At 58.9% G+C, this 24208-nt stretch carries 22 protein-coding genes; 9 read left to right on the forward strand and 13 right to left on the reverse strand.

The features are described 5' to 3' along the window. Positions 1–46: 46 nt before the first annotated feature. From EFD56_RS25855 to EFD56_RS25880, 6 genes are read right to left on the reverse strand one after another with little or no spacing between them, the layout of a single operon-like run. Positions 47–1306, reverse strand: a complete 1260-nt coding sequence (locus EFD56_RS25855; protein ID WP_126906662.1) for a glycosyltransferase — start codon at positions 1304–1306, stop codon at positions 47–49. Continuing rightward, entirely contained in the window at positions 1303–2397 is a 1095-nt protein-coding gene (locus EFD56_RS25860) for a glycosyltransferase (RefSeq protein ID WP_126906663.1), read from the reverse strand. Before EFD56_RS25860 ends, EFD56_RS25855 begins: the two co-directional genes overlap by 4 nt. Then, positions 2394–3347: a glycosyltransferase gene (locus tag EFD56_RS25865; protein ID WP_126906664.1), complete on the reverse strand. Its 954-nt coding sequence runs from the start codon at positions 3345–3347 to the stop codon at positions 2394–2396. The genes EFD56_RS25860 and EFD56_RS25865 overlap by 4 nt, the downstream gene beginning before the upstream one ends. Next, positions 3344–3868 carry an acyltransferase gene (locus EFD56_RS25870; protein ID WP_225882756.1) on the reverse strand — a complete coding sequence of 175 codons (525 nt, stop codon included), beginning with the start codon at positions 3866–3868 and terminating at the stop codon, positions 3344–3346. The genes EFD56_RS25865 and EFD56_RS25870 overlap by 4 nt, the downstream gene beginning before the upstream one ends. Then, entirely contained in the window at positions 3868–5019 is a 1152-nt protein-coding gene (locus tag EFD56_RS25875; protein ID WP_126906665.1) for a glycosyltransferase, read from the reverse strand. Before EFD56_RS25875 ends, EFD56_RS25870 begins: the two co-directional genes overlap by 1 nt. A 31-nt stretch (positions 5020–5050) precedes the next feature. Beyond that, a complete protein-coding gene (locus EFD56_RS25880; RefSeq protein WP_126906666.1) occupies positions 5051–6124 on the reverse strand; it encodes an endo-1,4-beta-xylanase in 1074 nt (357 codons plus the stop codon). Positions 6125–6379: 255 nt separating this feature from the next. On the opposite strand from EFD56_RS25880, the gene EFD56_RS25885 reads away from it, so the two are divergent. Then, entirely contained in the window at positions 6380–6562 is a 183-nt protein-coding gene (locus EFD56_RS25885) for a hypothetical protein (RefSeq protein WP_225882757.1), read from the forward strand. Between the two features lie 57 nt (positions 6563–6619). Here the strand turns inward: EFD56_RS25885 and EFD56_RS25890 are convergent, their stop codons facing one another. Beyond that, the gene (locus EFD56_RS25890) at positions 6620–7468 is read right to left on the reverse strand and encodes a DUF6030 family protein (RefSeq protein ID WP_126906667.1); all 849 of its coding nucleotides are present in this window, start codon (positions 7466–7468) and stop codon (positions 6620–6622) included. A gap of 417 nt (positions 7469–7885) precedes the next feature. Here EFD56_RS25890 and EFD56_RS25895 point away from each other — a divergent pair, with 417 nt between their 5' ends. The 8 genes from EFD56_RS25895 to EFD56_RS25930 all read left to right on the forward strand — a co-directional run bounded on the left by EFD56_RS25895 (position 7886) and on the right by EFD56_RS25930 (position 14164). Beyond that, positions 7886–8518, forward strand: a complete 633-nt coding sequence (locus EFD56_RS25895) for a class I SAM-dependent methyltransferase (protein ID WP_037116565.1) — start codon at positions 7886–7888, stop codon at positions 8516–8518. 209 nt (positions 8519–8727) lie between these two features. Beyond that, the gene (locus EFD56_RS25900) at positions 8728–9153 is read left to right on the forward strand and encodes a helix-turn-helix domain-containing protein (protein ID WP_010025368.1); all 426 of its coding nucleotides are present in this window, start codon (positions 8728–8730) and stop codon (positions 9151–9153) included. A 9-nt stretch (positions 9154–9162) separates the two neighbouring features. Continuing rightward, entirely contained in the window at positions 9163–11007 is a 1845-nt protein-coding gene (locus EFD56_RS25905) for a peptide antibiotic resistance protein (protein WP_126906668.1), read from the forward strand. Positions 11008–11027: 20 nt separating this feature from the next. Then, positions 11028–11240 carry a hypothetical protein gene (locus EFD56_RS25910; RefSeq protein ID WP_009999342.1) on the forward strand — a complete coding sequence of 71 codons (213 nt, stop codon included), beginning with the start codon at positions 11028–11030 and terminating at the stop codon, positions 11238–11240. A 42-nt stretch (positions 11241–11282) separates the two neighbouring features. Further along, positions 11283–12458, forward strand: a complete 1176-nt coding sequence (locus EFD56_RS25915) for a YcaO-like family protein (protein WP_126906669.1) — start codon at positions 11283–11285, stop codon at positions 12456–12458. Next, on the forward strand, positions 12455–13162 hold the full coding sequence (locus tag EFD56_RS25920) for a TfuA-like protein (protein ID WP_126906670.1): 708 nt from the start codon (positions 12455–12457) through the stop codon (positions 13160–13162). The genes EFD56_RS25915 and EFD56_RS25920 overlap by 4 nt, the downstream gene beginning before the upstream one ends. Before the next feature lie 102 nt (positions 13163–13264). Beyond that, positions 13265–13513 (forward strand): hypothetical protein, encoded by a 249-nt coding sequence (locus EFD56_RS25925; protein WP_126906671.1) that lies wholly within the window; start codon positions 13265–13267, stop codon positions 13511–13513. A gap of 162 nt (positions 13514–13675) precedes the next feature. Beyond that, complete coding sequence (locus EFD56_RS25930) at positions 13676–14164, forward strand: hypothetical protein (protein WP_064818813.1); 489 nt, start codon at positions 13676–13678, stop codon at positions 14162–14164. Positions 14165–14694: 530 nt separating this feature from the next. Here EFD56_RS25930 and EFD56_RS25935 read toward each other — a convergent pair. The 6 genes from EFD56_RS25935 to EFD56_RS25960 form a co-directional block, all read right to left on the reverse strand. Next, the gene (locus EFD56_RS25935; RefSeq protein ID WP_004676311.1) at positions 14695–14901 is read right to left on the reverse strand and encodes a hypothetical protein; all 207 of its coding nucleotides are present in this window, start codon (positions 14899–14901) and stop codon (positions 14695–14697) included. A 1186-nt stretch (positions 14902–16087) separates the two neighbouring features. After that, the gene (locus EFD56_RS25940) at positions 16088–17197 is read right to left on the reverse strand and encodes a glycosyltransferase family 2 protein (RefSeq protein WP_004676304.1); all 1110 of its coding nucleotides are present in this window, start codon (positions 17195–17197) and stop codon (positions 16088–16090) included. A gap of 5 nt (positions 17198–17202) precedes the next feature. Then, the gene (locus EFD56_RS25945; RefSeq protein WP_126906672.1) at positions 17203–18954 is read right to left on the reverse strand and encodes an ABC transporter ATP-binding protein; all 1752 of its coding nucleotides are present in this window, start codon (positions 18952–18954) and stop codon (positions 17203–17205) included. Further along, complete coding sequence (locus tag EFD56_RS25950; RefSeq protein WP_126906673.1) at positions 18947–20026, reverse strand: glycosyltransferase family 2 protein; 1080 nt, start codon at positions 20024–20026, stop codon at positions 18947–18949. The genes EFD56_RS25945 and EFD56_RS25950 overlap by 8 nt, the downstream gene beginning before the upstream one ends. Further along, positions 20023–23022, reverse strand: coding sequence for a trifunctional glycosyltransferase/class I SAM-dependent methyltransferase/polysaccharide deacetylase (locus EFD56_RS25955; RefSeq protein ID WP_184347092.1), 3000 nt, complete (start codon positions 23020–23022; stop codon positions 20023–20025). Before EFD56_RS25955 ends, EFD56_RS25950 begins: the two co-directional genes overlap by 4 nt. Continuing rightward, positions 23016–24194 carry a glycosyltransferase family 2 protein gene (locus EFD56_RS25960; protein ID WP_126906674.1) on the reverse strand — a complete coding sequence of 393 codons (1179 nt, stop codon included), beginning with the start codon at positions 24192–24194 and terminating at the stop codon, positions 23016–23018. The genes EFD56_RS25955 and EFD56_RS25960 overlap by 7 nt, the downstream gene beginning before the upstream one ends. Positions 24195–24208 lie beyond the last annotated feature (14 nt).

Here is a 24208-nt window from a genome sequence, read left to right on the forward strand (position 1 = left end):
TCAGATCCTTTGGTTTGAAGCCGTTGAAAGATTCGCTTCAACTTCATCATCTTATGCCGCTAAGTGCAGCGAAGAGTTTCTTAGCCTGTTTTTCTTCGTTATAACTTTCTTCGATAATCTCGCGTCCTTCGCGTCCCATCGATGCAATCCTTTCGGAGCTTGTCGCAAGCGCTTGCATGGCTGTGCTTAAAGCTTCCACATCCCGTTCAGGTACCAGCAAGCCAGATTTTCCGTCTGCGACCAATTCGGGAATACCGCTATGATGTGTGCTAATAACGGCGAGCCCCATAGCCATGGCTTCCATGATTGCAACCGGTATGCCTTCCATATCGCCGTCGGTAGCAGTCACACTCGGCAGCACGAATACGTGTGCTTCATCCAGAAGTGCGCGCACCTCGTCGTGTCGAAGACTGCCATGCAAAACGAGTCGATCGCCCAGCTGACAACGATCTGCCAGCGCGGAAATGTCATCGAAGAGCGGTCCAGATCCTATCAAGTCGAGCCGAATATCGAGATCGGGGCGACTTGTGACCAGACGCGCAAACGCCTCGAGGACATAACGGTGTCCCTTTTTTTCGGTCATGCGACCTACCGAGATGAACCGTAAGGTCTCCTCCGGCCGTTTCGCTCTTTCCTTGAAGCGAAACGCACTGCAATCGATCCCAAGGCGTTGGGTACGGATCTTCTCTGGCGCTGCGCCGAGTTCGATGAGGCGGCGATGCCAAAGATCGCTGATCGGCAGTAGAAGATCGGCTTGCTCGAACAGATCGCGGTATATGTCGGCGGGCTTGTCCTGCATGTACTGGGTAATGTCATAGCCGTGAAAAACCACGGAAAGACGAGCTGTACCGAGTCCAAGCCTCTTCAGATCCGCCACGAGGCGACCGGCTGTACCAAAATGGCAGTGGATCACAGGCTTCTGGCCCTTGGGCTGCAATTTGGCGGCCATTTTGAGCTTCAACGAAAATGGTATGTCCCGCAGCCCGTCAATCCGATTTCTGCTCCCGGCACGCAACGTAGCGCCAAAGCTTGCATCGCATTCCATCATTGCCCGAGCCGCCTGCAAGACCCTCCTAGATCGCGGCGGGCGCACACCCGGCGACAGAACAAAATCCACGGCGTTGGAGAATCCATATTTTTCCGGCAGGTCGGATGTCCCGATTTCCGCGTGTCGTAGCGCGACAACCCGAACTCTCGCCCCTTGGTCGCGGAGGCTGCGCATTTCATTGAACACGAAGGTTTGGCTGAGCTCCGGATAGTTCAAGCTGAAATAGACAACATTCAATTCAGGCGTCATCGTATTCATTGGCGGATACCGGCTCCCCGTATGGTTTCCGAATAAATTCTCTCGTAATTCGAAAGCATCGAATCCATCGAAAATTGGCGCGCTCTGTCACGGCAATCACGGCGTGACAATTGGCTTGCTCGAACAAAAACCTGCTGGAAATCCGTATTCGCATTTCGGTCGACGAGAACGCCGCTGTTTTCGTCCACGATTTCAGGCGCCGCACCGCTTCGATAGGCTACTATCGGCGTGCCGCATGCCAAAGCTTCCACAAACGTAAGGCCGAACGGCTCGTCCCAGTCTGGCAAAAATACCGCGACGGATGCCCTGCCAATCGCCACTGAGAGCTCGGAATGATCCGCCAAGCCGTGATAGACAGCGCGTTCGGGATCGAGCAGCGGTTTCACCACGCCTTCGAAATACGACAGGTCTTCAACCAGTCCGTACAGCGAGATGGAAAACCCGGCGTCTAGGGCAGCTCGGATCGCTACGTGGGGGGCTTTTTGTCGGTTAAGTCGGCCGTACCATATGGCGGTTTTTTTCGGATCGGGCGTTTCGTTGAACTCCCAGTTGCTTATTTCGACCCCATTATACGCCACCTTGCTATCGATATAAGCCTGCCAAGACTGTTGCAGAAATCGCGAAACACAGACGAAATCCGATCCTTTTCTGGATTTCGCGATTTTAGCGCCTTCAACCACTTCCTTGAACACGGGAGTATGGATCGTCGTTACCACCGGGGCGCCTAAACGATTTGCGTTCGCCAAAGGGTACTTCGAGAGCGAATTGTTGTGCACTATATCGAATTGAAGGGCTCGAACCGAATCCACCATGCGGGAATAAGCACGATCCGCAATTCGGTTTCTTTGAAAACGCCTATATTTCTCGATCCATCTTTCTTCCCGTTTCTGCAAATGCTCGGCGCTGAGCACTGAGCTTTCCACGATTGGATGGAGAGGCAACGAGTCGTCGCTATCGGCGGCGGCGAAAAGACTTACGTCATGACCACGGCTGACAAGACCGCGAGTGAGAAACCAAAGCTGTGATTCAATGCCCCCTCGAAATGGCTTTGCGATTGGGTGTTGAATGGGTGCGACAATGGCTATCTTCATGCTGGATCGCCCGTCAAGGCGTCCCCGCCGTGCGACCCCAGAGACTTGATCTTGCGAAAATTCCCGAGCCGTCTTCGATATTCCCACGCGGACTTGAACCGGGTTTCCGTGTTGCCTATCCGCTGCAGCAAAATATATCTAAGAAAGGCATATGCTAATAGTGCGGTGGATTTCGCTGGAATTCCGAGTATGAAGATGCGCTCCTTGAACCAAGCAGGCATGGTCACTGGCTGCCCCAGCCCATAACGCTCCGCCCGCCCCAGTATCCATTTCTCGGAAAGATAGTCGGCAGGCACGATATGCCCGACGACGGCGGTGTCGGTATGATATGCTTTTTTATCGACACTGATGGCAAACATTGTGTCCTGGCCCATCGCGTATTGAGCAACACTAGCATTGGGACCCAATTCCGCATTGCCACGATAGCTGTCGCCTAAGCTCGTCCGACGATAGGCGCAGTTCGGACCATGAACCCAGGCGCTGGGTATTTCACCCACCGGTACCTTCGAATTGTCGGCATACAGAATGTTAAGCGGCGCCCATTTAACAATCCATTCGGGAGGCGTTACGGCCCAGGCAGGTTTGATGAGCCCACTGAACACATTGAAATCGGACATTTCTTCCGAAATCCGTACAAACGCCTCGATCCAATCGGGTTCGGGGATAATGTCATCATCGGTAAAGATAACAAGCTCGCCCTCCAGATGCTTAAAGCCGGTTGCGAGCGCGTTTTCTTTTCCCTGCCTGGGCTCGAAGTAAATCTCAAGCGGCAGCCGGTCTTTGAACGCATTCAAGATTGCCCGCGTATTGTCCTTACTATTATTGTCCACTGCGACAATCTTCCATTGATCATGCGGAAGAGTGGCCTTCGTCAGTGCTTCCAACATCAACGGCAATGTCCTTTCGCCATTGTAGGTCGCAAAGAGAATCGTTGCCTTCAGCGTGCTCATCTTGCGCCTCCCGCCACATCGGAAGGCCAGTCAGCTACTTTGGATTCCACGTCGGTTCGATAACCGCTTCCTTCCTTCATGCGTCCGTAACGGGATATGATTTCAATGTCGCTGCGGATTATCTTTGCCGGGTTGCCGGCGACGAGCGAGCGCGGCGGCACGCTCTTGGTCACCACCGAGCCGGAGCCGATGACGCATTCGTCGCCGATTTCGACGCCGGGCAGAATGATGCTGCGGGCGCCGATGAAGCAGCGCTTGCCGATCCTGGTGTGCAGATAGAGGCCGCGCGTGAGGTCGTGGGTCAGGATCGCGGCTTCGAAGGCGACATAGGTCTCCGCGCCGATATGCAATCCTTTCGGATTGGTCTTATCGAACCGCACGCTCAACGAAAAGCTGGCGGTCGGATCGATGTCCATTCCCCAGAATTTCGTATAGTAGAGCCACTTGGCCCTGACGATTCCGTTCCGGAGCGGCCGAAATACGTTCAGTCCCCACTTCGGCTTCTTTCCTGTCTGCACCATCAAGTCCGACCCCGGCTGGAAAATTCGTCTAGCACGGAACTGTAATAGTCCTCGAGCATCCCCGTTTGGCGACGTATGTCGAAACGCTCGGCCACCAGAAGCGGTGCCCGCGCGCTGAAGCTTGTCCACAGGGCGTGGTCGTTGAGCAGCCTTCCGACCGCTTCCGCCATTCCCGCGACGTCCCGCTCCTCCACGAGATAGCCAGTTTTCCCCTCCTCGATCGCTTCGCCTACGCCTCCCGAGCGAAATGCGACGACCGGAGTGCCGACGGCCTCGGCCTCGAGATTGGCGAGGCCGAACGCTTCTGCGTGACCATTGTCGAGGGTCACGCTGCCGTGGAGATAAAGCTCTGCACTGGCCAGCAGGTCCCTTATCTCAGTCTGCGACAGATTTTCATGGATCGTGACGCTTGGCAAGGAACGACGCGCCAGCGCCTCGATTTCCTCTTTCAGCGGTCCCTGACCCACCATGACGAATTCGACCGGCGTGCCGGTCGCCGCCACACGCGACAGCGCGTCGATCATGAAGCGGTGGCCCTTATAGTCGACGAAACGGGCGATGGAAACCACCAGTCCCTTTTTTCGGGGACGAGGCTCCATTTTGAAGAGATCGAGATCGATGCCGATGTGGTGGCGATAGACGCGGTCGGCACGGAAGCCGAGCGCCAGCAGCCGGTCGCGGATGAAGTCGGAAACGGCGATGTTCCAGCTATTCCAGCCGGCCATCTCGCTCCGGCCCTTGGCGAAAAAGCGCACCTGATTGAAGCCGCCCGGCTTTTTCGGATCGCCGCGATAGGTGGCGTCGAAGCCGTGAAACGTGGTGACGAGCGGCTTGCCGGCGGCTCGCGCTAAGGGTCCGATGACATAGCCGTTCTTGCCGAAATGCGCGTGAACGAGATCGGCTTGATCGATCGCGGGAAAGAGGAAAGGCAGGCCGATCTGTGGAATTTTCAACAGCAGTTCACCGGCACGTGCGATCGGCGACCGGCGGATGTCGTGAACCGGAACGGTGGATTTTTTCGTGTGGGCCGAGGAAATGCGCGTGCCGGCAAGAATTTCAGCCTCGAACGAACGAAAAGCTACCGCTTGATTGAGAACAAATGCCTGGCTGGCAGGCAGAAATTTCTCCACATAAATAACTGCCTTTTTCATGAATCTGTCGACGTCTCCGTTGTGTTGCGCATCACATCGCCTCTATTGCCTGCCTGACGCCATCAGTTGAACTGCGCGGCGCGTTGTTGTCATCGTAGAGATTAATGCGCTTCGTGCAGGCTCCATCGGCATCGGTCTCCGTTTCATCGGGCTCGCCGTATTTCTCCGACATGCCCCATACGGTGACGCCTTTCAAGTCGCCGTGTTCGGCCGCCACGGTGATCACGTCGCGGAAAATATCGGCGTAGGCGGCCGGCGTGAAGCCTTGGTCATGCTTCAGGAAGTGGCAGGATGCATCGAGTTCGGTGATATAGACACCAATGCCCATGTCCTTCAGAGCCGCGCAGAATCGCCTCATTCCTTCCGGATCTATCCGGTCGAGACCCGGGCGGAAATGCGCCTGCAGCCCGACCGCGTTGATCGGGGTCTGCCTGGCGACGAGATCCTCGACGATCTTGAGAATGTGCCCGCGCTTTTGTTCGAAGGTGGCGGATTTTTTCTCAAGATGCGTTTCGTTGAGAACCAGCGTCGCAGCCGGATTGGTCTCGTGCGCCATATCGAAACTCATGCGAATATAATCGTCGCCAAGAAGGCGTCGGAAAACACAATTCCGCAGGTCGGGCGCATCATACTCCAACGGCTCGTTCACCACATCCCAGGCATCGATCGACCCCTTATAGCGAGCGACAACCTGTTTTATATGACGGTTCATGACTGCCCGAAGGGCTCGCGCGTCGGTGATCTCTGACACCCAATCCGGGACGCGATACCAGATCAGTGTATGCCCATAAACCCTCATGTTGTTTTTTCGCGCGAATGCAACCATCCTGTCGGCGCCCCCGAAGGAAAAAACGCCGGGACTCTTTTCCGTCGCTTTCCACTTCAATTCATTGCGCGGCGTTATCGAATTGACGTTGTCGACATAGAGCTCGCAGGCGGCCGGGTCGCTGATATTCTGCAGGTCGATTGCCGATCCGAACCGGAACGATTTGCTGTCGGCAAGGGCGCGCAGCCCTGGTTGCGCCGGAACCCTGGCCAGCACCGCGCCCGCGTGGAGACACGACAGCGCGAGCGGAACCGAAGCGAGGAAACGTCTTCTGTTCATTCTATCCCTCACCGCGGGCTTTTTTCATGTCCGCGATGGAACTTGCGGCAGCCGGGACGGTTGGCCGCGGTTCCGTCCTGATCCGCGTTTGCTTTGTCGGAGTAATGCAACCTCAAATATACTTTCCTAGGAACGAATACTGGCGGATCCGCTAGACTTTTCAGCCTGCGCCAAGATATAGATCTTCCCGGAGGACGCTCGTGATGGAAGACTGGTTCAGCTACGTGATGAGCTTTTTTCATATTGCATTGCAAAATGCCGCTTTTTTTATGGCGACCCTTCCAAACGCTCTCTCGTCTCGATGACCTGCAGTTCGCAGCCGTTGTTTTCAGCGACTTCGGCGGCGAGGACGGCAGCGAACGACCAAGCGGCGACAGTTTGAAAGAGCTTTACAATATTCTGGCCCGGCACGACGACGATGCAAGTCGCATGGCCTGATAGACTGATTCATCGCGTGCGGCCTCGGCCAGCGCCCGCCGCTCTTCATTTCCGATTTTATTGCGCTGATGCCGGCGCTGGTTGCGCGGGGTCGGTCTCGACCGTCGGCTCCGGCGATGGAAGCCAGGTTCTGTCGGAAAAATAATTTCTCGTTCTCGTTTGAGGTCCCGAGGCTGCATCCAGCGAGAGCGTGAAATTGTAGCGGTCAGGATTGAGCACCTCGCGGCTGAAGGTGATGCTGGCGCCGAAGCCGTCTTCCTTGATGTCCTTCAGATTCTTGATTGCGTTCAGCGCCTCATGAAAATCGAGCCATTGCGGTTGATTCAGCATGACCTCGAAAATCCGCAGGATGTTGGGGTCGAGCTGGCCATTCTGGTCGGTCTGCGGATTGACGATCTTCACGCGCATATTGCTGATCGTGCCTGCGGCGTCGCCGCGAACGATGACGAAGATGGAACTGGGAAGCTGATCCTTTTCACGTTTGCCGCTGTGTTCGAAATAGCATTCGAAGGTATTGGCGTTGAAGCTCGCTGCCGCCCATTCGCTGGTTTGGATACCGGCGTCGCGCAGGGCCGCGCACATGGCCGCTCCTGATACGCGCCACGTCCGCAGAAAGGCTGATGCGGTCTGCGCCGTGGGCGGTTCGGTGGCATGTAAGGGAAGCCTGACGGAGGCCGAGGGCGCCGGGCGGGGAAGCGCCTTCGGCGGCGGCGGCTTGACCTCATAGGAAAAGAGACCGAAGCCGAAATAGCGATCGATCGTCCTCAGGTGCTTCATATCGTTGGAAAGAAGCACGGTTCCGATGACAAGCGAGACGGAAATCGTCAGCAGCAACCAGAAGACCACGGGAATCCGCGGTTTTCCCACTGGCTGTTTCGCATATGCGGGCGACGAGTTCTCGGGCAAGCTTATCTTCTCCGGATACCCGAGAAGGTTTCGATCGGGCTGTCTAGATCCAGCAGTATACATCCATCCGTTAAATATCTTTGGCTTGCTGTTCGTCATTCTGCCGCGTCGGGAGGGGCATCGGCAAGAAGCGCGTTCTTCATATTGCGGAGCGCCTTGAGGTCCCCGCCTCTCCAATGCACCGACGCCTGTGGCACAGCGAAGATCGCGGATGATCCGCGGCCGTGACTTGCGGGCAGGTCACTGCAGTCATTTGTCGATACTGCCGAATTTACCTTGCATTCGCGCAAAGGTTAAAATTTTTATTGCAAAACCACAGGTTATATTCTTAGCCGGCATTCGGTTTTGCCGGATTTTACCCAATTTTCGACGTATTTTTCTATAGGGTCTGCCGTGCCATTGCAGAAGGGGACGGATATGTCCGTCGAGCTGGACGCCACCACCTATATCCATGCCAAACCGGCAACTGCGCATTCTTACATCCTGCCAGCTGTGCTTGGGGTGTTGGAGCGCCATTTCGCCGGCTCTGCGAAGGGCGCTGTCTTCGATCTCGGATGTGGCGCGGGCGGGGCGGCCGCAACGCTTGCGGAAAAGGGATATTGTGTCGTCGGCGTCGATCCTTCGAGCGATGGCATCGCCAAGGCCAATGTCAATTACCCCGGGCTGCGGCTGAATGTTGGTTCGGGCTATGATCAGCTTTCCGGAGAATACGGCACCTTCGATGCTGTGATCAGCCTGGAAGTGGTCGAGCATGTCTATGATCCCAAGGCTTTCACCTCGACAATGTATGATCTGGTCAAGCCTGGCGGCATCGCCGTGGTATCGACGCCCTATCACGGCTATCTGAAGAACCTCGCTTTGGCGGCGCTTGGGAAAATGGATGATCACTTCATGCCGCTAAAGGATCATGGACATATCAAGTTCTGGTCGAGAAACACCCTGGGCACGCTGCTGCTTGATGCCGGTTTCGGCAGTATTCGTTTTGAATATGTCGGAAGGATACCTGCTTTGGCCAAGTCGATGATCGCCGTGGCCGAAAAGCCTCTTTAGGGAGGCGGGGCTGCGGAGCCTGGTCTGGCTTGCTCAATTAGATACACCTTATATTTAGGTCATGGCACGCGCCTGTGGTAATCCACAGGTTGTTTCTATTGTGCGCTGCGCTAAAAAAAATCCTTACAAAATATTTACTTTTAGTTGCATTCTTGCTCAAATTCTCCATTATACAGCGGGCGTGCAGATAAAGCGGGAGACCTATTCACATGAAGGCCAAATCGCCGAATTCGATCGACGTCTATGTTGGCAACCGCGTGAGAGTTCGGCGGAAGACGCTCGGGATGACCCAGCATGGTTTGGCTGAACTTCTGGGCATTACCTTTCAGCAGATTCAAAAATACGAAAAAGGAACGAATCGCATCGGCGCCAGCCGTCTTCAGCGCATTTCCGAGATCCTTCGCGTGCCCGTCGGCTTTTTCTTCGAGAACGGCGGCTCCGGACCGATCGAAGGTGAGACGAGCGAGTTGAACAAATTCCTGTCGTCGAAGGAAGGACTGGCGCTCAACAAGGCGTTTATCGCCATCGAGGATCCGAATATCAGGCAAAAACTGGTGGCGCTGGCCAAAAGCCTGGCGGTTACGGGCTTGCCCGACATCGACAGCGAGCTGCAGGATCCGGTGGTGCACAACTGAGGATGGATCGTGTTTCATCTGCAGACATTCGGCGATCTGCGGTTGACCGAGACGAATGGCGAACCAGTTCGCTATCCGATCAAAGGTCTGTTGATGATGGCCCATATCTATGCCGGGGCGAGCCATGAGCTCAGCCGCTATGAACTGGCACAGTTTCTATGGAGCGACGTCGAGCCGGAATTGGCGCGGCTCAATCTGCGCAAAATGTTGTCTCGTATCCGCGAGATGGACGGCGGACGCGCCGAACTAGCCTTCGATTTCACCGCCACGACGGTTCGTCTTAACACGCAGGTGGTTTCCAGCGACCTGGATGTCTTTCGAGCCGGTGGTGCGCCGCTGGACCGGCTGCACGCGATCGCCGAACTGACCCAGCGCGGTTTCATCGGAAATATCAAGCCGGCGACAAAGCCGATCGACGCGTGGATCAGGGCGCAGCGGGACGTCCAGGCGCTGCAAATGCGTCAAGCCTTGCTGGAGGCCTTGCCCGAGGTGCAGAAACCCGGCGCGGCGCGCATCATTTCTCGCGCCGCCCTGCAACTCCTCGAGCGGGATCCGAATGACGAGCAGGTGAGGGCGCTGCTGCACCAGCTCTCCGGCGGCTCGTCGTTCGGCGAGAGACTGGCAAATGGCGACGTCCACCCAAAGGTGGAGGTGAAGCGTTCCGAGCTTGCCAGTCAGTCGACCGAGATCGAAAGCATATCGGCGGGGCCGCTGATCCTGCCGCGTCTGGTGTTGCTTCCCCCGACAGCCAAGCATGCCGATGCCGGACTTGCCCTTGCCAACGCCCTGATCGAAGACGTCACCATAGAATTGTGCGCGCTTCGAAACATTTCCATTGTCGCGCCGCATACGGCCGGCCAGATCCGCCGTGACTCCGAGAAGGCGGCCGTGGTCGCCAGGCACTCGATCGCCTATCTTCTGGACACCCGATTTTCCGAAGAGGGGTTGTTCGCGCAGCTGATCTATTTTCCGACGGACGAGATTATCTGGGCCAACCGCTTTGCGATGGACCCCGATATATTGCCGCGGCAGAGGCGGTTGATCGCCCAGCAGTTGACCGTGTCGGTGGCCCGCGAGCTGGCTGAGAACGAGGAAGAACGGTTACGCTTCGAAGCCAATCCTGGGGCCTACCACGCCTATCTCGTCGGCTCGAGCCTGATGAGCAAGCTGACATTGCCGCATATCCGCCGGGCAAGGAAGGCGTTCAAACAGTCGCTGTCGTATAAGGCGGATTTCTCCGCCTCGTTTACCGGACTGGCAAGAACCTTCACCAGCGAATGGCTCGTCCGGGCGCAGGGAAATGCCGAGCTGCTGCAGCTGGCGGAGCAGCATGCGCTTCGCGCAATCGAGCGGGATCCGCAATCGGCGGCAGGCCATCGTGAGCTTGGGGTCACCAAGCTTTACCTCGGCGATGTCGATGCGAGCGTCGCGGCCCTTCATCTGGCTGAGGAGCTCAGCCCGCATTTTGCCGATGTCATCTATAGCCATGCTGACACGCTCGTGCACGCGTCCCGCCCCGGCGACGCGCTCGCCAAGATCAGAAAAGCAATTTCGCTCAATCCGATCGCGCCTGACGCCTATCTCTGGTGTGCCGCGGGGGCCAGTTTCTTTCTGGAACAGTATGAGGAGGCCATCGCCTATGTCGAGGCGATGAAAGACAAAGCGCCGGCCCATCGCATCGCCGCGGCCAGTTGCGCAATGATCGGCGATCGGAAACGGGCACTCTTCCATCGGCAACGCGCCGAAAGCATCAACCCGGTGTTCGACGTCGAGAAGTGGCTCGCCATCGTTCCATTCAAGGAGCATTGGCAAAAAGAGCTATATCGGGAGGGCCTGTTGAAGGCCGGGTTTTAACAATAGCTGAGGGGCATTACATGGCGAAAGCCGTTATCATAGGAATACCGGGTGAGGCGGGTCTCTGGCTCGCCGATCTCAATGCGGGCACGGTTACGCAGCTCAGCCCGACGGGGGATCTGGCGACTGCGAGCAGCCTGCGCAAAGCTGGTGGTACGTTCGTGAAGAGCGTCGATTTTGCTGTCGCCGTCTCGTCGGCACAGGTCGCTCTTTCCGGCCACGTCGACGGCTGATCCGGCATTCTGACGGACCAGTCCATATATTCCGACAGGATCATATCGCCGCGGGAAACCCTTTCCCGCGTCGAGCCCTTGTTGGCCAGGTTCGGCATAACCCGGGTTGCGCGTCACACCGGGCTGGACGACGTCGGAATCCCCGTCTGGTGCGCCTATACCCCGAATTCGCGATCGATCGTGATTGCCCAGGGGAAAGGCCTGACCGATATCGATGCCAAAGTGTCCACGGTCATGGAAGCCCTGGAGCGGGCCGTTGCGGGCGAACCTTTCGTCGATCGGTTCCGCGGCAGCGCGTCCGGCCTGCGGGCGATGGGATACGAGATCGATAGGCTGGACTGCCTGATCGCCATCCATAAACCCGAGCTCGGCCCAGACGAGGAGACGGATTGGGTGGCCGGCATCGATTTGCTCACCGGCGAGCAGATTTATATCCCTTTTGAAGCGGTGGTTCTCGACCGTACGCGCGATGCCCGATACTGGATGTCATCGGACGGCCTGGCCTCGGGAAACAACCTCGAGGAAGCGATTTTTCACGGTGTGCTCGAGCGGATCGAGCGGGACGCCCATGTGCTGTGGCAAGTCGGCGCGGAAGCGGATCGTTATGCCGGTTGCGTCGATCCCTGCGGCTTCCAGGATCGCGCCCTGAACGAGTTGGTCGGCAAGATCGAAGCGTCGGGATTGGCGCTCAGGCTCTTCGATATCACCAGCGACATTGCCATTCCCTGCTTCACCGCCATGCTGGGCCCCGGAGATTGTGTTCTAGACCCGCGGCATCGCCACGGCGGCAGGGACATCCGCCTCGTCGAGGTGACCGGCGGCACCGGGGCCCATCCCTCTCCCGTGCGCGCGGCCATTCGGGCGGTAACGGAAGCCGCGCAATCGCGGCTCACCTATATCAGCGGAGCCAGGGACGATATTTCACCGACCACCTTTACACGATCCTTGCCGCCGCTGCTGCGGCGAGCCTTCGAGGCAGTCCCCGGATCGCCGCGCCCAGCGCCAGAACATCGGCCAGGGGATCTGGCGCAGATGCTGCAGCATGTGCTGGAGGCCTTGCGAACGAAAGGGATCGGTTCGGTCATCGCCGTACGCCTCAGCGAGGACACGCTTCCCTTCAGCGTCGTCAAGATGGTTATTCCCGCGCTTGAAAATCCGGAAGGGGAGCGTGCCCGGCAGTTAGGAACAAGGGCGCTGGCGAGGGCGATCGGCTTTTGAAGATCATCTTCGCAGGACCAAGTCTTCCCGACGCAGCCGCGCTTGCCGGCGAGGCGATATGCGTCCTGCCGCCTGCGACGCAGGGGGATGTTCTGGCTGCGGCGGAGCAGGGTGCCAATGTCATCGGTCTGATCGACGGCGGCTTCGAATATGCCGCGCCGGTCTGGCATAAGGAAATTCTCCGCGCCCTCTCGCTTGGCGTGACGGTTCTGGGGGCGGCAAGCATGGGTGCGCTGCGGGCTGCAGAATGCCATTCGTTCGGCATGATCGGGATCGGCCGCATCTTCGAAGATTACCGCTCGGGCCGGCTGATCGATGATGCCGCCGTCGCGCTCGTGCATGCGCCGCGCGGACTCGGCAGCAAACCGTTGACGATACCGCTCGTCAATGTCAGCGCCACGCTCGATGTCATGGAAAGGAATGAACTGTTCCCGGAAGGGGTGCGCCGGGAGCTGGAAAATGCCGCGAGCGCCGTCTTCTTCAAGAGGCGGACGTGGCGGGCGATCGTCGAGCAATGCGCCGGCATAGCGCCGCCGGATCGCGCCAAACTATTGACGGCCCTTGTCGCGCATTCCGTCGATCAAAAACGCATCGATGCGCTGGAGTTATTAAAAGCGGTGCAGGCCGCCGCCGATCTCCGCGTGAATGCTGATTTGTCCTGGAAATTGCACGAGACCGCATTTCCTACACGGCCCGCTTTGTGAATCAAAAGCGGCAGTCGTCACCGAGAGTTGTGTCACGCTTTTTTCACGGGCTCGGCGACGCCAGCCCGCGTAATATTCCTTCAGTTCGTTGGAGAAATGGGCATGGGCGTGACATCGGTTGCTAACTTAAATGCAGACCTGGGGGCGGAAGAGGGTCTGGACGAACTGCTCGCACTGGCGCGAATGATCGCCTATGCGCGACAGGTCGCTCAGGATGTCAAACTGCAATTCGCGACGAATTGCCTCGATCTTGCTCTCGAGGCGGTGAAGCAGGAAGTCGGCGAGGGGCTGACCAGGGATCTGGCGGAATTGAGCTCCCCGGTCCCGCAAGTGAGCGTAAAGAGACATTAGTCTGGCTTTCGGAGCTCTCGAAGGACGAGGTCGGCCACCAACGACCGCGGCCGAAGTCGCGCAAATCGCAGGGGATTGACTCACCTCGGAGACTACGGTCTTCTCTTCCGGGTTGAGGGGTGGTGCATGAAATTCAGCTGCTTTGTGCGAGGCGGGAAAAACATGTCACGCTCTCTTCCTGCGGTCGCTGCTCTTCTCGCCCTGATCCCGGCCGCCGGCCATGCCAGCGAAGCGCGGGGAAAATTGGCGCCTCCGGCTGCGAATGGCTGTGTGGAAGTCAGCGGAACGGCCTTGACCGGAATGGCCGGAGGACCGGCATATTCGGCAGCCGAGCTCAAATGCGGCGCAAAGCTCTTGCTGGTGCTGCAGCGCCAGACCGGCAGGAATGGAAACCTTCCCGTCTGGAGCACGATCGATCAAGTGACGATTGCCAAGCCCAGTCCCCGCCACGAACTTCTGCAACCGGGCTATTGCTCGTCGAGCCGGTTTCCTGAGGACTCTGTCTTTGCGCTCGGCAGGATGGTGGAACAGCCGGATGGCTCCTATCGATCGGAGAACGTGGTCAAAGCCTGGAGGGTCGATATCAAGCGCGAAAGACTGGCCGCGATACCCGTCGATGGTCTGCTTTGCGCGCTGGACCCGGCCGATTGACTGGGGGCGGCAACACACTTCGCGAAAAAGGCCGCGCCCCGTTCTTCGACCTCAATCTGAGGCATCCCGCCGGGGCAAGGGCGGTCACTGGTGGCGGGATGAATGCAAGAAGCAAGGCTGCGCGTCCTTCGAGGCTCCGGCCCTTGGCCTACGCACCTCAGGATGAGGGAGGTTGGAGGATGCCGCGCTGACAATTACGCCTGGCGGAGAAATGCCGCGGGCCTCTCCGCCCTCATCCTGAGGTGCCCCGCAGGGACCTCGAAGGGCGAGGGCGGCCACTGGCCGTGCGGCAATGGATGGGCGCTGCCCGGATGGAGGCGGCCCGCAATCGACCAGGTTATAGCTTGGAGAAATCCGGGGTGGGTCCTGGGCCGCTGCCGCATATTCGGGCGGTATTCGATACCCGGCGCAAATAGACCTTTAAAACGAATGGTAAGCGGTTTCGTTGACGTTGTCTCCGGGCGGGGAGACGGCGGCGAGTTTTGTTCAGCGCTCGTCTGATGATCGGCCGAGCCGGCCGATCGCTGCTCTCAATGGGTCAAATTGCGCTTCTGGGCCAGCAGTAAAATGTAATCGTCGGCAATGTCCGCGATGGCCATTGCGACTTCCGCCGGATCGCACCCCTCGACCTTCGTGTTTGCAATGAACTGATAAACCGCCTTCTCGATCTGTTTGCGGCAGATCATCACGCGTTCATCGTAGCCAAATTCCGGAATCTGCGATGCCATATCACTCATCAGGTCAGCTCCTCACTACTTGCAGTGAACATGACACAAATTATAAGTTGAGCAAGCAAATGCTTTATCAAAGGTTAATTCGGCGACGAGGTGCGACCATTTCGACACAGATTGGTCAGTCAACAGCCATTTCGATGTGTCGAATTGAGTGAAGTCATTCGCGCAGGCGGATTGACTGTTCATGCCGGGAGCCGCTCGATGAGAGGGGGTGTCTCTGAGCCTGCGGCTCTTTGGTGTCGGGCCGCCTGGCGGATTTGAAGTGACCGGTCGAAGGCTTGCCAATGCCGGTCTGTCCGCTGCGGGGTGACTTGCCATTATCCTTTGATATGTCAAGAGGTTAAACCTCCGTTCGCCTTCATGATCGTCATTCTTCGAAGTTGAATTCTGTTGCCCACTTCCGAGGCCAGCTCATGCCGGGATCGTCGAATTTAGTCCTGGCTGTTCCTTCCCTAGTGTTGCCTTGCCGCGTCGTTGCGACGAAGGAAGGGAGGGAAAAAATGTGAGGATCTCTTATGTTTTTCGACCAGAATGTAAGGCGGTTGCCGTTGGGCGGCATGTGCAATAACTTTAGATATAAATTAAGATAAAATTAAAATTTTATCAAAAGGTAAATATATATATTTCAGATGCCGGTTGTACTTAAGTTTCTGTTTTGTGATGACTGGCTATCTTATGGTTAATAACGGCAAGATGTGCCTATTTCAATAATAAAGATGATCTAGTCTATCACTTTATAATAATGACATTATCTCTATGGGGGCGCATTGCTGTCGCGTAATGTCAGCGCCAAGCGGAAGCACTTGGCGTTGGGCGCGTGCCCGATCATTGCTTGCGGATATACAGGTTTTGCGCAAGGCCATCGCAACAGGGGATATCGCTGTCGGCGCAGCACTTCTTTTCCGATGCAGCGATCATAACGGTCGCCCTGCGACAACCCATCCCTCAAAAAGCTGAGGACCCGCCGGGGTGGATGACGGGTCCTCTGGTAGGATTGCTTGCACAGTGCGTAGCTATGATTGCGCTTAATCTTGATATTGTCACAGCTTATTAGCGGAGGATTATAGTTTCCCACAGTTTTGTCATTTTCGCGACGGAAAATATTTTATGTGGCGTTCGATTTGTACTGGATATTTAAGGAATAGTTGACAATGGAGCGGAGGTGCCGGCCTTCAGAGCCGGAAATACTCTATCTCCTCGAGATCGCAGCGCAATCTCCGCCGCAACGGTCGATCTCCGACAAGCGCCGGAACAAGGCTTTCGTTCGAAAACGCGACCATCCGCCCACCAGCGGTATAACAGGATCCATTTCCTCGAATTTCCTGAAATTTGTCTGCTTTTGCCGCCGGAACGGCGGGGCTTTCGACAACACCCTGTTTGCGGCCCTGGCGGCTTTTGAAAAGATCAGTTTGGTTATGACACTGGCAGCAAGCAATGGACTATGATGATAGACGTACTTGAGCGAGATTGCGGCGCTGTGCCAATCTTTCAAAGCCGCAAATTTTGAGAATGCATAGAGGTGGGCCGAGGCGCGGGCGCAGCTGACGACGAAAGCAGGAAGCTGCGGATTGCGCGCGACGCATCGCTCATAGACGGCCAGAAGCGATTGCGCCATTCGGGATCTGTCGGCAGACATGGCCGCAGCATGAACGCGATAGCCCACCAGCCCGAGTGGCACTGCCTCGATCTTGAAATGCTCGGCGGTGCGAAGTTCGAAATCGAAGTCTTCGCATCCTCCGATTCCCTGATTGGCATAGCTCGGATCGTAGCCGCCGATCTTGTCGATGACGGCACGGCGCACCATGAAGCCGCTGCCATTGCCGACGAAGCGGAAGACGAGATGGCGGATCAGAATGGACTCGCGAGCGCTGAGCGACGAGCCGGACCGCGTGCAATATCCCTCGGAATCGACGAAACGGTGAAGGGCATAAACGGCACCCCAGGCCTCGGGCAGCGGATGGAGCGCCGACAGCATTCTTTCGACATACGTCGGATGCCAGAGGTCGTCTGCATCAAGGAAGGCGAGATAGCCGGCCTTCGATGCTGCGATCCCGGTATTGCGCGCCGCGGCGACGCCGCGGTTTTCCGTCGAAAGAAGCTTGATCCTCGGATCGGCAGCGGCGAAGCGGCGGCAGATGGAGGTTGTCTCATCGGTCGAGCCGTCGTCGACGACAATGATCTCCAGCGCCTTGTGGGTCTGATCGATGACGGACCGAAGCGTCTGGTCAATATAGTCGCTGGCATTGTAGGCGGGGATCACCACCGCGACCAAAATTTCTGACGTGCTCGACATCTCCATCGCCGTCACCCGAGTTTGGTTGCGAGTGTTGGCGGGCGAAGATCGATCTGGTTCCTCATCATCCTGGCGACCGCAGGGCGGTGGCTGACGACGATCAGCGTTCGGCCGGGATCTTCCTTGATTGCCGAAAACACCCGCATCTCGGTATTTTCATCGAGCGCACTCGTGGCTTCGTCCAGGAGCAGGATCTGCGGCCGGCCGGCCAGCGCACGCGCCAGGCCGATGCGCTGGCGCTGTCCGCCTGAAAGCCGCACCGCCTCGTCGCCCAGCCATTCGTCGAAGCCTTCCGGCAGGTTTTCGATGAATTCCGTGGCGCAGGCGACATCGGCGGCCCACCTGACGTCCTCATCGGAGATATCGCGACGGAAGCGGATGTTGTCGAAGACCGTGCCCTCCATCAGTTCGACATCCTGGCCCGAGACCGAGAGCAGGTGCAGCCAGCTCGCGCGGTCGACATCGGCGAGGTCCCTGCCGTCGATGGTGATCCGGCCTCGCGTCGGCCGGGTGAGATCGAGGATCATGTTCAGGATTGTCGTTTTGCCGGAGCCGCTTGGCCCGGTCAGAGCCGTCGTTTCGCCTGCCTTGATCGAGAAGTTGAGGTTTTGAACGGCCGGCGCGTTCGCCTGCTCATAGGTGAAGGAGACGTCGTGGAAGACGATGGCTTCCGCCAGGCGGGGGACCGGAACACCTTGCGCGGCCTGCTTGGCGTCGTCCTTTTCGGAAAGCAGCGCCAGCACGTTCTGCAGCGACGCTTCCATCTCGTAAAGACGCAGGATCTGGGAGTCGAATCCCTTGATATGCGGCTGAAGCCTGTAAAGAAGGATGGTGGCCGAAAGCGCTGCCTTGAAATCCACCGGCAGGAATTCCGAGGACAGGATGATCGTCAGGATGATCCCGAAGGTGAGGATTTCGCTCAACAGCGAGGTCGCCGCCCCCATCCAGTCCGAGTGGCGCCAGGTCCGGCCGACCTCGCTGGAAAGTGCTGCGAAGAGCTGCTGGTGGCGCTGCTCGAGACCGAAGCTTTTGACCGCCTTCAAGGTCTGCAGCGTCGTCCAGCTCAGCTGCGTCAAGGCTTCGACGGCGGCCAGTGCCGAAACGCCGAGGCGCCGATAGGCGCCGGCAAACAAGCCCAAGGCGAAGTTATGGACGAAGCCGAAGACAAGCCCGAGCAAGGCGATCGGCCAGGCCAAGACGAGCATGCCGATGCCGAAGATGACGATCGTGCCGAAATTGACACCCAGACGCACCAGGCTCGCATGTGCCGAGGATACCGCATAGGCTTCCGTGGCGATCACATTCATCAGATCGCTGCGTTCATAGTGCTGAAAGCGCTGGAACGGGATAGTCAGGATTTTGGCGTAGAGGCGGTCGCGCATGCGATCGCTGATCTTGTGGTTGATCGCGCTTGTGATCAGCGAATTGACGAATCCCAGAAGAATGCGCAGCAGGATGGAGCCGATGAGGATGCCAATCAGCACCGGTTTGGAAAGGCTGAGATCAAGGCCGCCGAAAAACGCCGGAAGCCCGGCAACGGCGGAGCCGGAACCTGGTCTCTGCTGGCCAAGAACAAAGACGAGGCTCACCAGAAAGGTGATGCCGACCATCTCCGAAAAACCGGTGAGGATGCCGAGGATGATCATCACCGTCATTTTCAGCCGCAGCGCCGGCACGAGCTGAAGAAGCTCGCGGTAGCGGGCCGCGATGACCATGTTGTAGGCGCCGGCCGGGCGGGAGGTGGATTTCCGAAACCTATTCATTGTCGGCCATCCGCGACAATGTCGGGCTGTGCACCCCGCCGAGCGGCGTGAAACGATTGCTGAACGGGGTGCCGGCCTCAGGAACGGCGGCACCCGCCAAGCGAGTCTTCGATCGGGAAGGCTTTCGCAGGATCTGTCTTGCGATGCGCACGCCATGGCGTTTTGCCAGACGAAAGCTCTGCTGCAGGCCATGAACAATCAGCTGCGGGCCATATTGCATCGCCATCATCGGCGCCAGCTTCTTGATCTGGGCATAATCGCGGTTTGCAAGGGCCTTGTTGAAATACCAGTGCGTCGTGTGAAATTTGGCGGTCTGGATATCGCGCCTCAGATCCGGGTAGCGCTCGATGATCGGCGCCATCACCAGGGCGTGGGATTGCAGCATCCGATAGGCGTTGCTCGACATGTTTCCCCGGGTGAAGCGATAGCCGGTTAGGAAATCCGGAACCAGCGCAAAGGGCAGGCTCTCGGCCAAGGCGAGATAGAGCTTCAGATCCTCGCAGCCCTCGGCGCCGCTGTCGCGCAGGCCGGCGTCGTAGCCGCCGCAGCGCAGAACCTCGGCGCGCGGCATCAGCGGCGTGCTGCCATTGCCGATGAAGTTCTCCCGCAGCAGCGGTTCGAAGATGTTGCCTTCATGCAGGACCGGGCGTGAATGGCCGAAAATGACGCCGTTTTCGTCGATTGCCGCATACCAGTTGTAGGCGACGCCATGGGCGCCGGGATATTTTCGCAGCGACTGCAGTTGGCGCTCGATCTTCTCGGGATGCCATATGTCGTCGGCGTCGACAGGGGCGACATAGACGCCCCGCGCCTCGGTGATGCCGTGATTGCGGGCCCGGGCAACGCCGCCATTGACCTGCCGGAGGACTCGGACACGGCGGTCGGTGAGGCTGTAGTCGCTCGCAAGCGCGAAGGTGCCGTCCCGCGATCCGTCATCGACCACAAGGATTTGGAGCTTGTCGTAGGTTTGGTTCGAGACGCTTTGCAACGTTTCGAGAAGCGTCTTTTCGGCGTTGTAGGCCGGGATGACGACGGTGATCAGGGGGGGCGCTGCGGTGCTGATGATTGTCATCCGATAAAGGCTCCGGGCAGGCCCATCAGTGCGGGGAAGGCTTCAAGCGGCCGGTCGCCACGAACTTCGAGGCGCGGCAGGCCGAAGACATTGTCGGAAAAGGCGGCCGTCGCGGCGCGTGTGGTGAAGCCGATCGTGTAGCCGGCAAGGGAAAGAATGCCCGGTGCCCTGAAGTCGGTGGCACCGTAGGGCAGCGCGATCGAAACCACGGGGCTGCCCAGGCGGCTTTCCAGCGCATGGCGCGACCGCAGCGCTTCGGTGAGCAAGGCATCGTTTTCCATCGCGCTCGCCGGCGTGTGGGAGGCGAGATGGGAGCCGAAGCTGATGCCTTTCTGCTGCAGTTCCTGCATATCCGGCCACGCCATCAGCGCCGCCGGCTCGCCATAGGCGCAATCCCAGTCCGAGCGGCCGCCGACCTTGTCGGTGACGACGAAGACGTCGGCGCTGAAATCATTCTCGGCCAGGATCGGGAAGGCGTTGGTGCGGAAATCCAGATAGGCATCGTCGAAGGTCAGCATGACGGGCCTGCCCCGGATCGGCTTGCCGCTGCGCAAGAGATTGGCGAGCGTCGGCGCGGTCACGGCGTAATAGCCGTGCCGGCGCAGGAATTGCAACTGCTTGCGGAACATCTCCGGCGGCGTGCGGAAGCGCCGCAGCGCGGCGGGGCCGTCCTCGGCGATCCGGTGATACATCAGGATAGGGATGGAGGTCGTCACCTCGGTTGCCCATGCCGTCTCGCGCGCGATGCCCGCCGGTCCTGAGATGATGTGCTTTGCCACATCGACGTCCAGCGGCGTCCCATGCGTCTCGACCCGCAGGACGGAATCGGCCACGGTGGCTTTGCGGAAGCGGTGGATGGCATAAAGCGCGGTGTCGATCGTCTCTTCGAGGGCAAGCCCCGCCTGTTCGGTCAGAACCCGTCTGATCGTCGCGACCCCGAAGGGATGGTCCCAATCGAAACCGGATCGCCCGGGCTCGTCCTGGCGCAGATGCGGATGTGCGGTGATCAGACATCCCCCCGGCTTCAGCGCCGCCGCCATCTTGCGGCAGACATCCGCAAGCATCTCCTCATCCTTCATGTAATAGAGCACTTCCGAACAGATGATGAGATCCTGATCGGGGGGGAGCTGTTGTCTGACGAAGTCGAGAACCCGGAGCTCGACATTGGAGAGATCGCGGCAGCGCTTGGATGCCCTGTCGATCGCCCGCTGCGAAATATCGGTGGCCGTCACCCGGCCGACCGCGCGCGCCAGTTTCTCGGTGAAGATCCCCTCGGCGCAGGCAAGTTCCAGAGCCGTTTCGGTTCCCTGAGGGATCAGGCTCATTGTCTGGGCATATTTGACCTGCTCGTAGACCGAGAGGTAATTCCATGGATCCGGCCGTTCGAAAATCTGCTCCCAATAGTCTTCCGCCGACTGCGCCTGCGGAGCCGGCTTTTCTTTCCGCGGCGCCGCGCCGGCTGCATGTCGCACCGGCGGCAAGCCGCGTTCGAGGCCGCGCAGGATGTCGGAGAGCCGGGCATCATTATCCTGACTGTCGCCCGGCGCTTGGGCCAGGACGGCATTGCGGCCAGTCCGCACCAGCAGCTTTTCGAGGCGAGCCCGCCGCTGGCCACTGCGGAGAATGAGGCCGCCGAAGGTTCGGTAGCCGCGCAATGCCTCCTTCGTCCACGCAGCGGCATAGGTGAGCGTGCGCTGTTGCTCGAGATCTTCTCCCGCCTGCATTTCCTGTATGATCAGCCGGATCTGCGCCCGGATCGACAGATCGCCCCAGAGCGGCCCGACGAAGGTGCCAACATGCTGTTCTCCCGAGAAGGCGTGCATTATAAGCGTGTCGGCCTGCTCAGCCTTGCCGATCCTGGAAAGCCTGTTGAGGTCGACGCTAACCACCTGGATACTGCCGAGGGTGAAGGAGCGCGAAAGGTTCGCAGCCGTTAGCCGCCAGGTGGCCTGTTCCAGGATCTTCCGCCCGGTGCCGGGGAAGGAATGTCGCTGGATCAGGTCGACAAGCGAAAGAAAAGTCGGCTGCCAGGTGTCGAGTGAATCGATGAGGTCATCGGGCTGATTGGCCAATAGCCCGGTCCGCAACCCGTGCATGATGACGTTGACAAAAAAGCTCTCATAGCCCGCCGCATCCGTCATGTCGGGCAGGAGCGCGGCCAGGGCCCCAATATCCAAGGTCGGATCGTGCTTGGCCGCCAGGACCCAGGCGAGCATGCGCAGTCTGCTGATGGCGGGCGTGACCCATCCGGTCTCCGTACCCTCGGCCTGCAAACCGTGCTGCATGAGCAGCGCCTCGGCCTTCGTCGTCACGCAAATGGCGTCACGCACCAGTTTCGCCGGATCGCCGGAAAGCGAGCCCGGCTTCATGCGATAGAAAGCCAGGCAGGCGTCGACGCGGCGAAATTCTGCCCCTGCAAAGGCCATGCGCAGCCAGAGATCCCACTCCTCGCAGGTCTGCAGGCTCTCATCCATGCCGCCAACCCGTTCGAAAAGGCTTTTGGGGAAGACCACCGTATGAATGGCGAGCGCGCAGAAGGACGAGAATTCGCGCTTGGCGGCATCGCCGGCAAGCAGCGGCGCCTGTTCCACCGGCATCAGCCGGCCGTCCGGGGCGACGCGGCGGTAGGAGCAATAGGCGATGGCGGGCGGCGATCCATCCGCCGCCATCGGCAGCATGGTTTCGATGAAGGCCGGATCCAGCCAGTCGTCGGCATCGAGCATGCAGAGCAGGGGGGCGGCGGCCAGGCGGGCGGCATGGTTTCTGGCCGCCGCAGCACCTGTATTGGCCTGGCGGGCGGCGACAATGCGGCTGTCGGCTGCGGCAAGCGCCTCAACCAGCTCCCAGGTGCGGTCGCTCGAACCGTCGTCGACCACCACCGCCTGCCAGTTCGCTTTCGTCTGCCGCTGCAGGCTGGCGAGCGCTTCGGCAAGCGTGTCCTGTGCATTGTATGCAGGAATGAGGAAGGAAATTTCCGGCGCCATAGCTGTCACCATGCGCGCATCTTCCAGCGGCGCAGGACGTAGAGCGCGCCGTTGACGCTGCCGAGCATCTCCTGCTTCAGGAAGAAATCGTGCGAAGTGGCGCCCCTGCGCAGACGTTTGCGCAGCCTGCCGGCGAAATATTTCGGGAACGAGATGAGGATGCGCCGGAGATTGCCGCCGTTGCCGGTGTTCTGATACTGCACCAGCAGCGCGGCGATATGGCCGCTCATATATTGCTCGATCTGCCTGGCGAGCCCCTTCATATCCTTGCGATGAAAGTGCCAGGAGACGGCGGTCGGCTCGTAACGGCAGACATGGCCGTGATGCAGCAGGCGGTTCCAATATTCGGAGTCGCCCGAGCAGCCGGCCGCCCCCATATCGAGGCGGACGTCGAACAGGCCGATCTCGTCGAATACCTTCCGGCGGAAGGCCTGGCTTGCGCCGGCGCCGATCGTCCAGACCGGCGCGCCGTAGCGCCTGTGGCTGTCGTAGAAATCCCGGCCGAAATCCTGCCTGATGTAACCGCGGCCGAAACCCCAGTGCTTTTCGAAGATGAACTGCGCCGGCGTTGCCAGTTCTCCGGGCAGGATCAGGCCGGTGACGCAGCCGATCTCCGGCCGGTCGAACGCCTTCATCAGGTTCTCCAGCCATCGCTGGTGGAGAACGACGTCGTCGTCGGAAAAAGCGACGAATTCGGTTTTCGCCGCACGGATGGCAGCATTGCGGGCAAAATCCAGCCCGACCCGGTCTTCGCGGACATAGGTGGCGCCTGCTTCCTCGACCACGCGGCGGGTCGCTTCGCCTGAAGAGGCATTGTCGACCACGATGATTTCGGCCGGCTTCAGCGATTGTTCGGGGATCGAGGCGAGGCACCGGCGCAGCTCTTCCGGCCGGTCCTTGGTGCAGATCAGAATGCTGACATTGCGATTTTGAAGAGGCTGCTGGGCGACCTCACGCGCATGCGCAAGCGTATCCGGCCGCACGGCACGTCCGGCAAGCTCGGCCGCGGCTTCAGGCCGGTCGACATAGGCCTGTCCGACGGGGAGGCCGTCGGCGAGAAAGACCGCCAACCCGGCCGATATCGGCGCGGTGACGGCATCCGACTGATGCGATGCGAGATCGAGATAGTGAATCGGCACGGGGAAATTGACAGTCGCCAGATCGGACGGAATGATTTCCTGCATCGTTACTCTCTCAA

It is taken from the genome of Rhizobium phaseoli, from assembly GCF_003985125.1.
GTDB classification, from domain to species: Bacteria; Pseudomonadota; Alphaproteobacteria; order Rhizobiales; family Rhizobiaceae; genus Rhizobium; species Rhizobium phaseoli.

Bases quoted from the DNA above. Each gene is read 5' to 3' on its own strand.
- EFD56_RS25950 (WP_126906673.1), bottom strand. From the start codon at position 20,026: ATGACAATCATCAGCACCGCAGCGCCCCCCCTGATCACCGTCGTCATC.
- EFD56_RS25940 (WP_004676304.1), bottom strand. From the start codon at position 17,197: ATGGAGATGTCGAGCACGTCAGAAATTTTGGTCGCGGTGGTGATCCCC.
- EFD56_RS25865 (WP_126906664.1), bottom strand. From the start codon at position 3,347: ATGAGCACGCTGAAGGCAACGATTCTCTTTGCGACCTACAATGGCGAA.
- EFD56_RS25955 (WP_184347092.1), bottom strand. From the start codon at position 23,022: ATGGTGACAGCTATGGCGCCGGAAATTTCCTTCCTCATTCCTGCATAC.
- EFD56_RS25895 (WP_037116565.1), top strand. From the start codon at position 7,886: ATGTCCGTCGAGCTGGACGCCACCACCTATATCCATGCCAAACCGGCA.
- EFD56_RS25930 (WP_064818813.1), top strand. From the start codon at position 13,676: ATGTCACGCTCTCTTCCTGCGGTCGCTGCTCTTCTCGCCCTGATCCCG.
- EFD56_RS25875 (WP_126906665.1), bottom strand. From the start codon at position 5,019: ATGAAAAAGGCAGTTATTTATGTGGAGAAATTTCTGCCTGCCAGCCAG.
- EFD56_RS25900 (WP_010025368.1), top strand. From the start codon at position 8,728: ATGAAGGCCAAATCGCCGAATTCGATCGACGTCTATGTTGGCAACCGC.
- EFD56_RS25910 (WP_009999342.1), top strand. From the start codon at position 11,028: ATGGCGAAAGCCGTTATCATAGGAATACCGGGTGAGGCGGGTCTCTGG.
- EFD56_RS25925 (WP_126906671.1), top strand. From the start codon at position 13,265: ATGGGCGTGACATCGGTTGCTAACTTAAATGCAGACCTGGGGGCGGAA.
- EFD56_RS25860 (WP_126906663.1), bottom strand. From the start codon at position 2,397: ATGAAGATAGCCATTGTCGCACCCATTCAACACCCAATCGCAAAGCCA.
- EFD56_RS25960 (WP_126906674.1), bottom strand. From the start codon at position 24,194: ATGCAGGAAATCATTCCGTCCGATCTGGCGACTGTCAATTTCCCCGTG.
- EFD56_RS25880 (WP_126906666.1), bottom strand. From the start codon at position 6,124: ATGAACAGAAGACGTTTCCTCGCTTCGGTTCCGCTCGCGCTGTCGTGT.
- EFD56_RS25855 (WP_126906662.1), bottom strand. From the start codon at position 1,306: ATGAATACGATGACGCCTGAATTGAATGTTGTCTATTTCAGCTTGAAC.
- EFD56_RS25945 (WP_126906672.1), bottom strand. From the start codon at position 18,954: ATGAATAGGTTTCGGAAATCCACCTCCCGCCCGGCCGGCGCCTACAAC.
- EFD56_RS25935 (WP_004676311.1), bottom strand. From the start codon at position 14,901: ATGAGTGATATGGCATCGCAGATTCCGGAATTTGGCTACGATGAACGC.
- EFD56_RS25870 (WP_225882756.1), bottom strand. From the start codon at position 3,868: ATGGTGCAGACAGGAAAGAAGCCGAAGTGGGGACTGAACGTATTTCGG.
- EFD56_RS25885 (WP_225882757.1), top strand. From the start codon at position 6,380: ATGCCGCTTTTTTTATGGCGACCCTTCCAAACGCTCTCTCGTCTCGAT.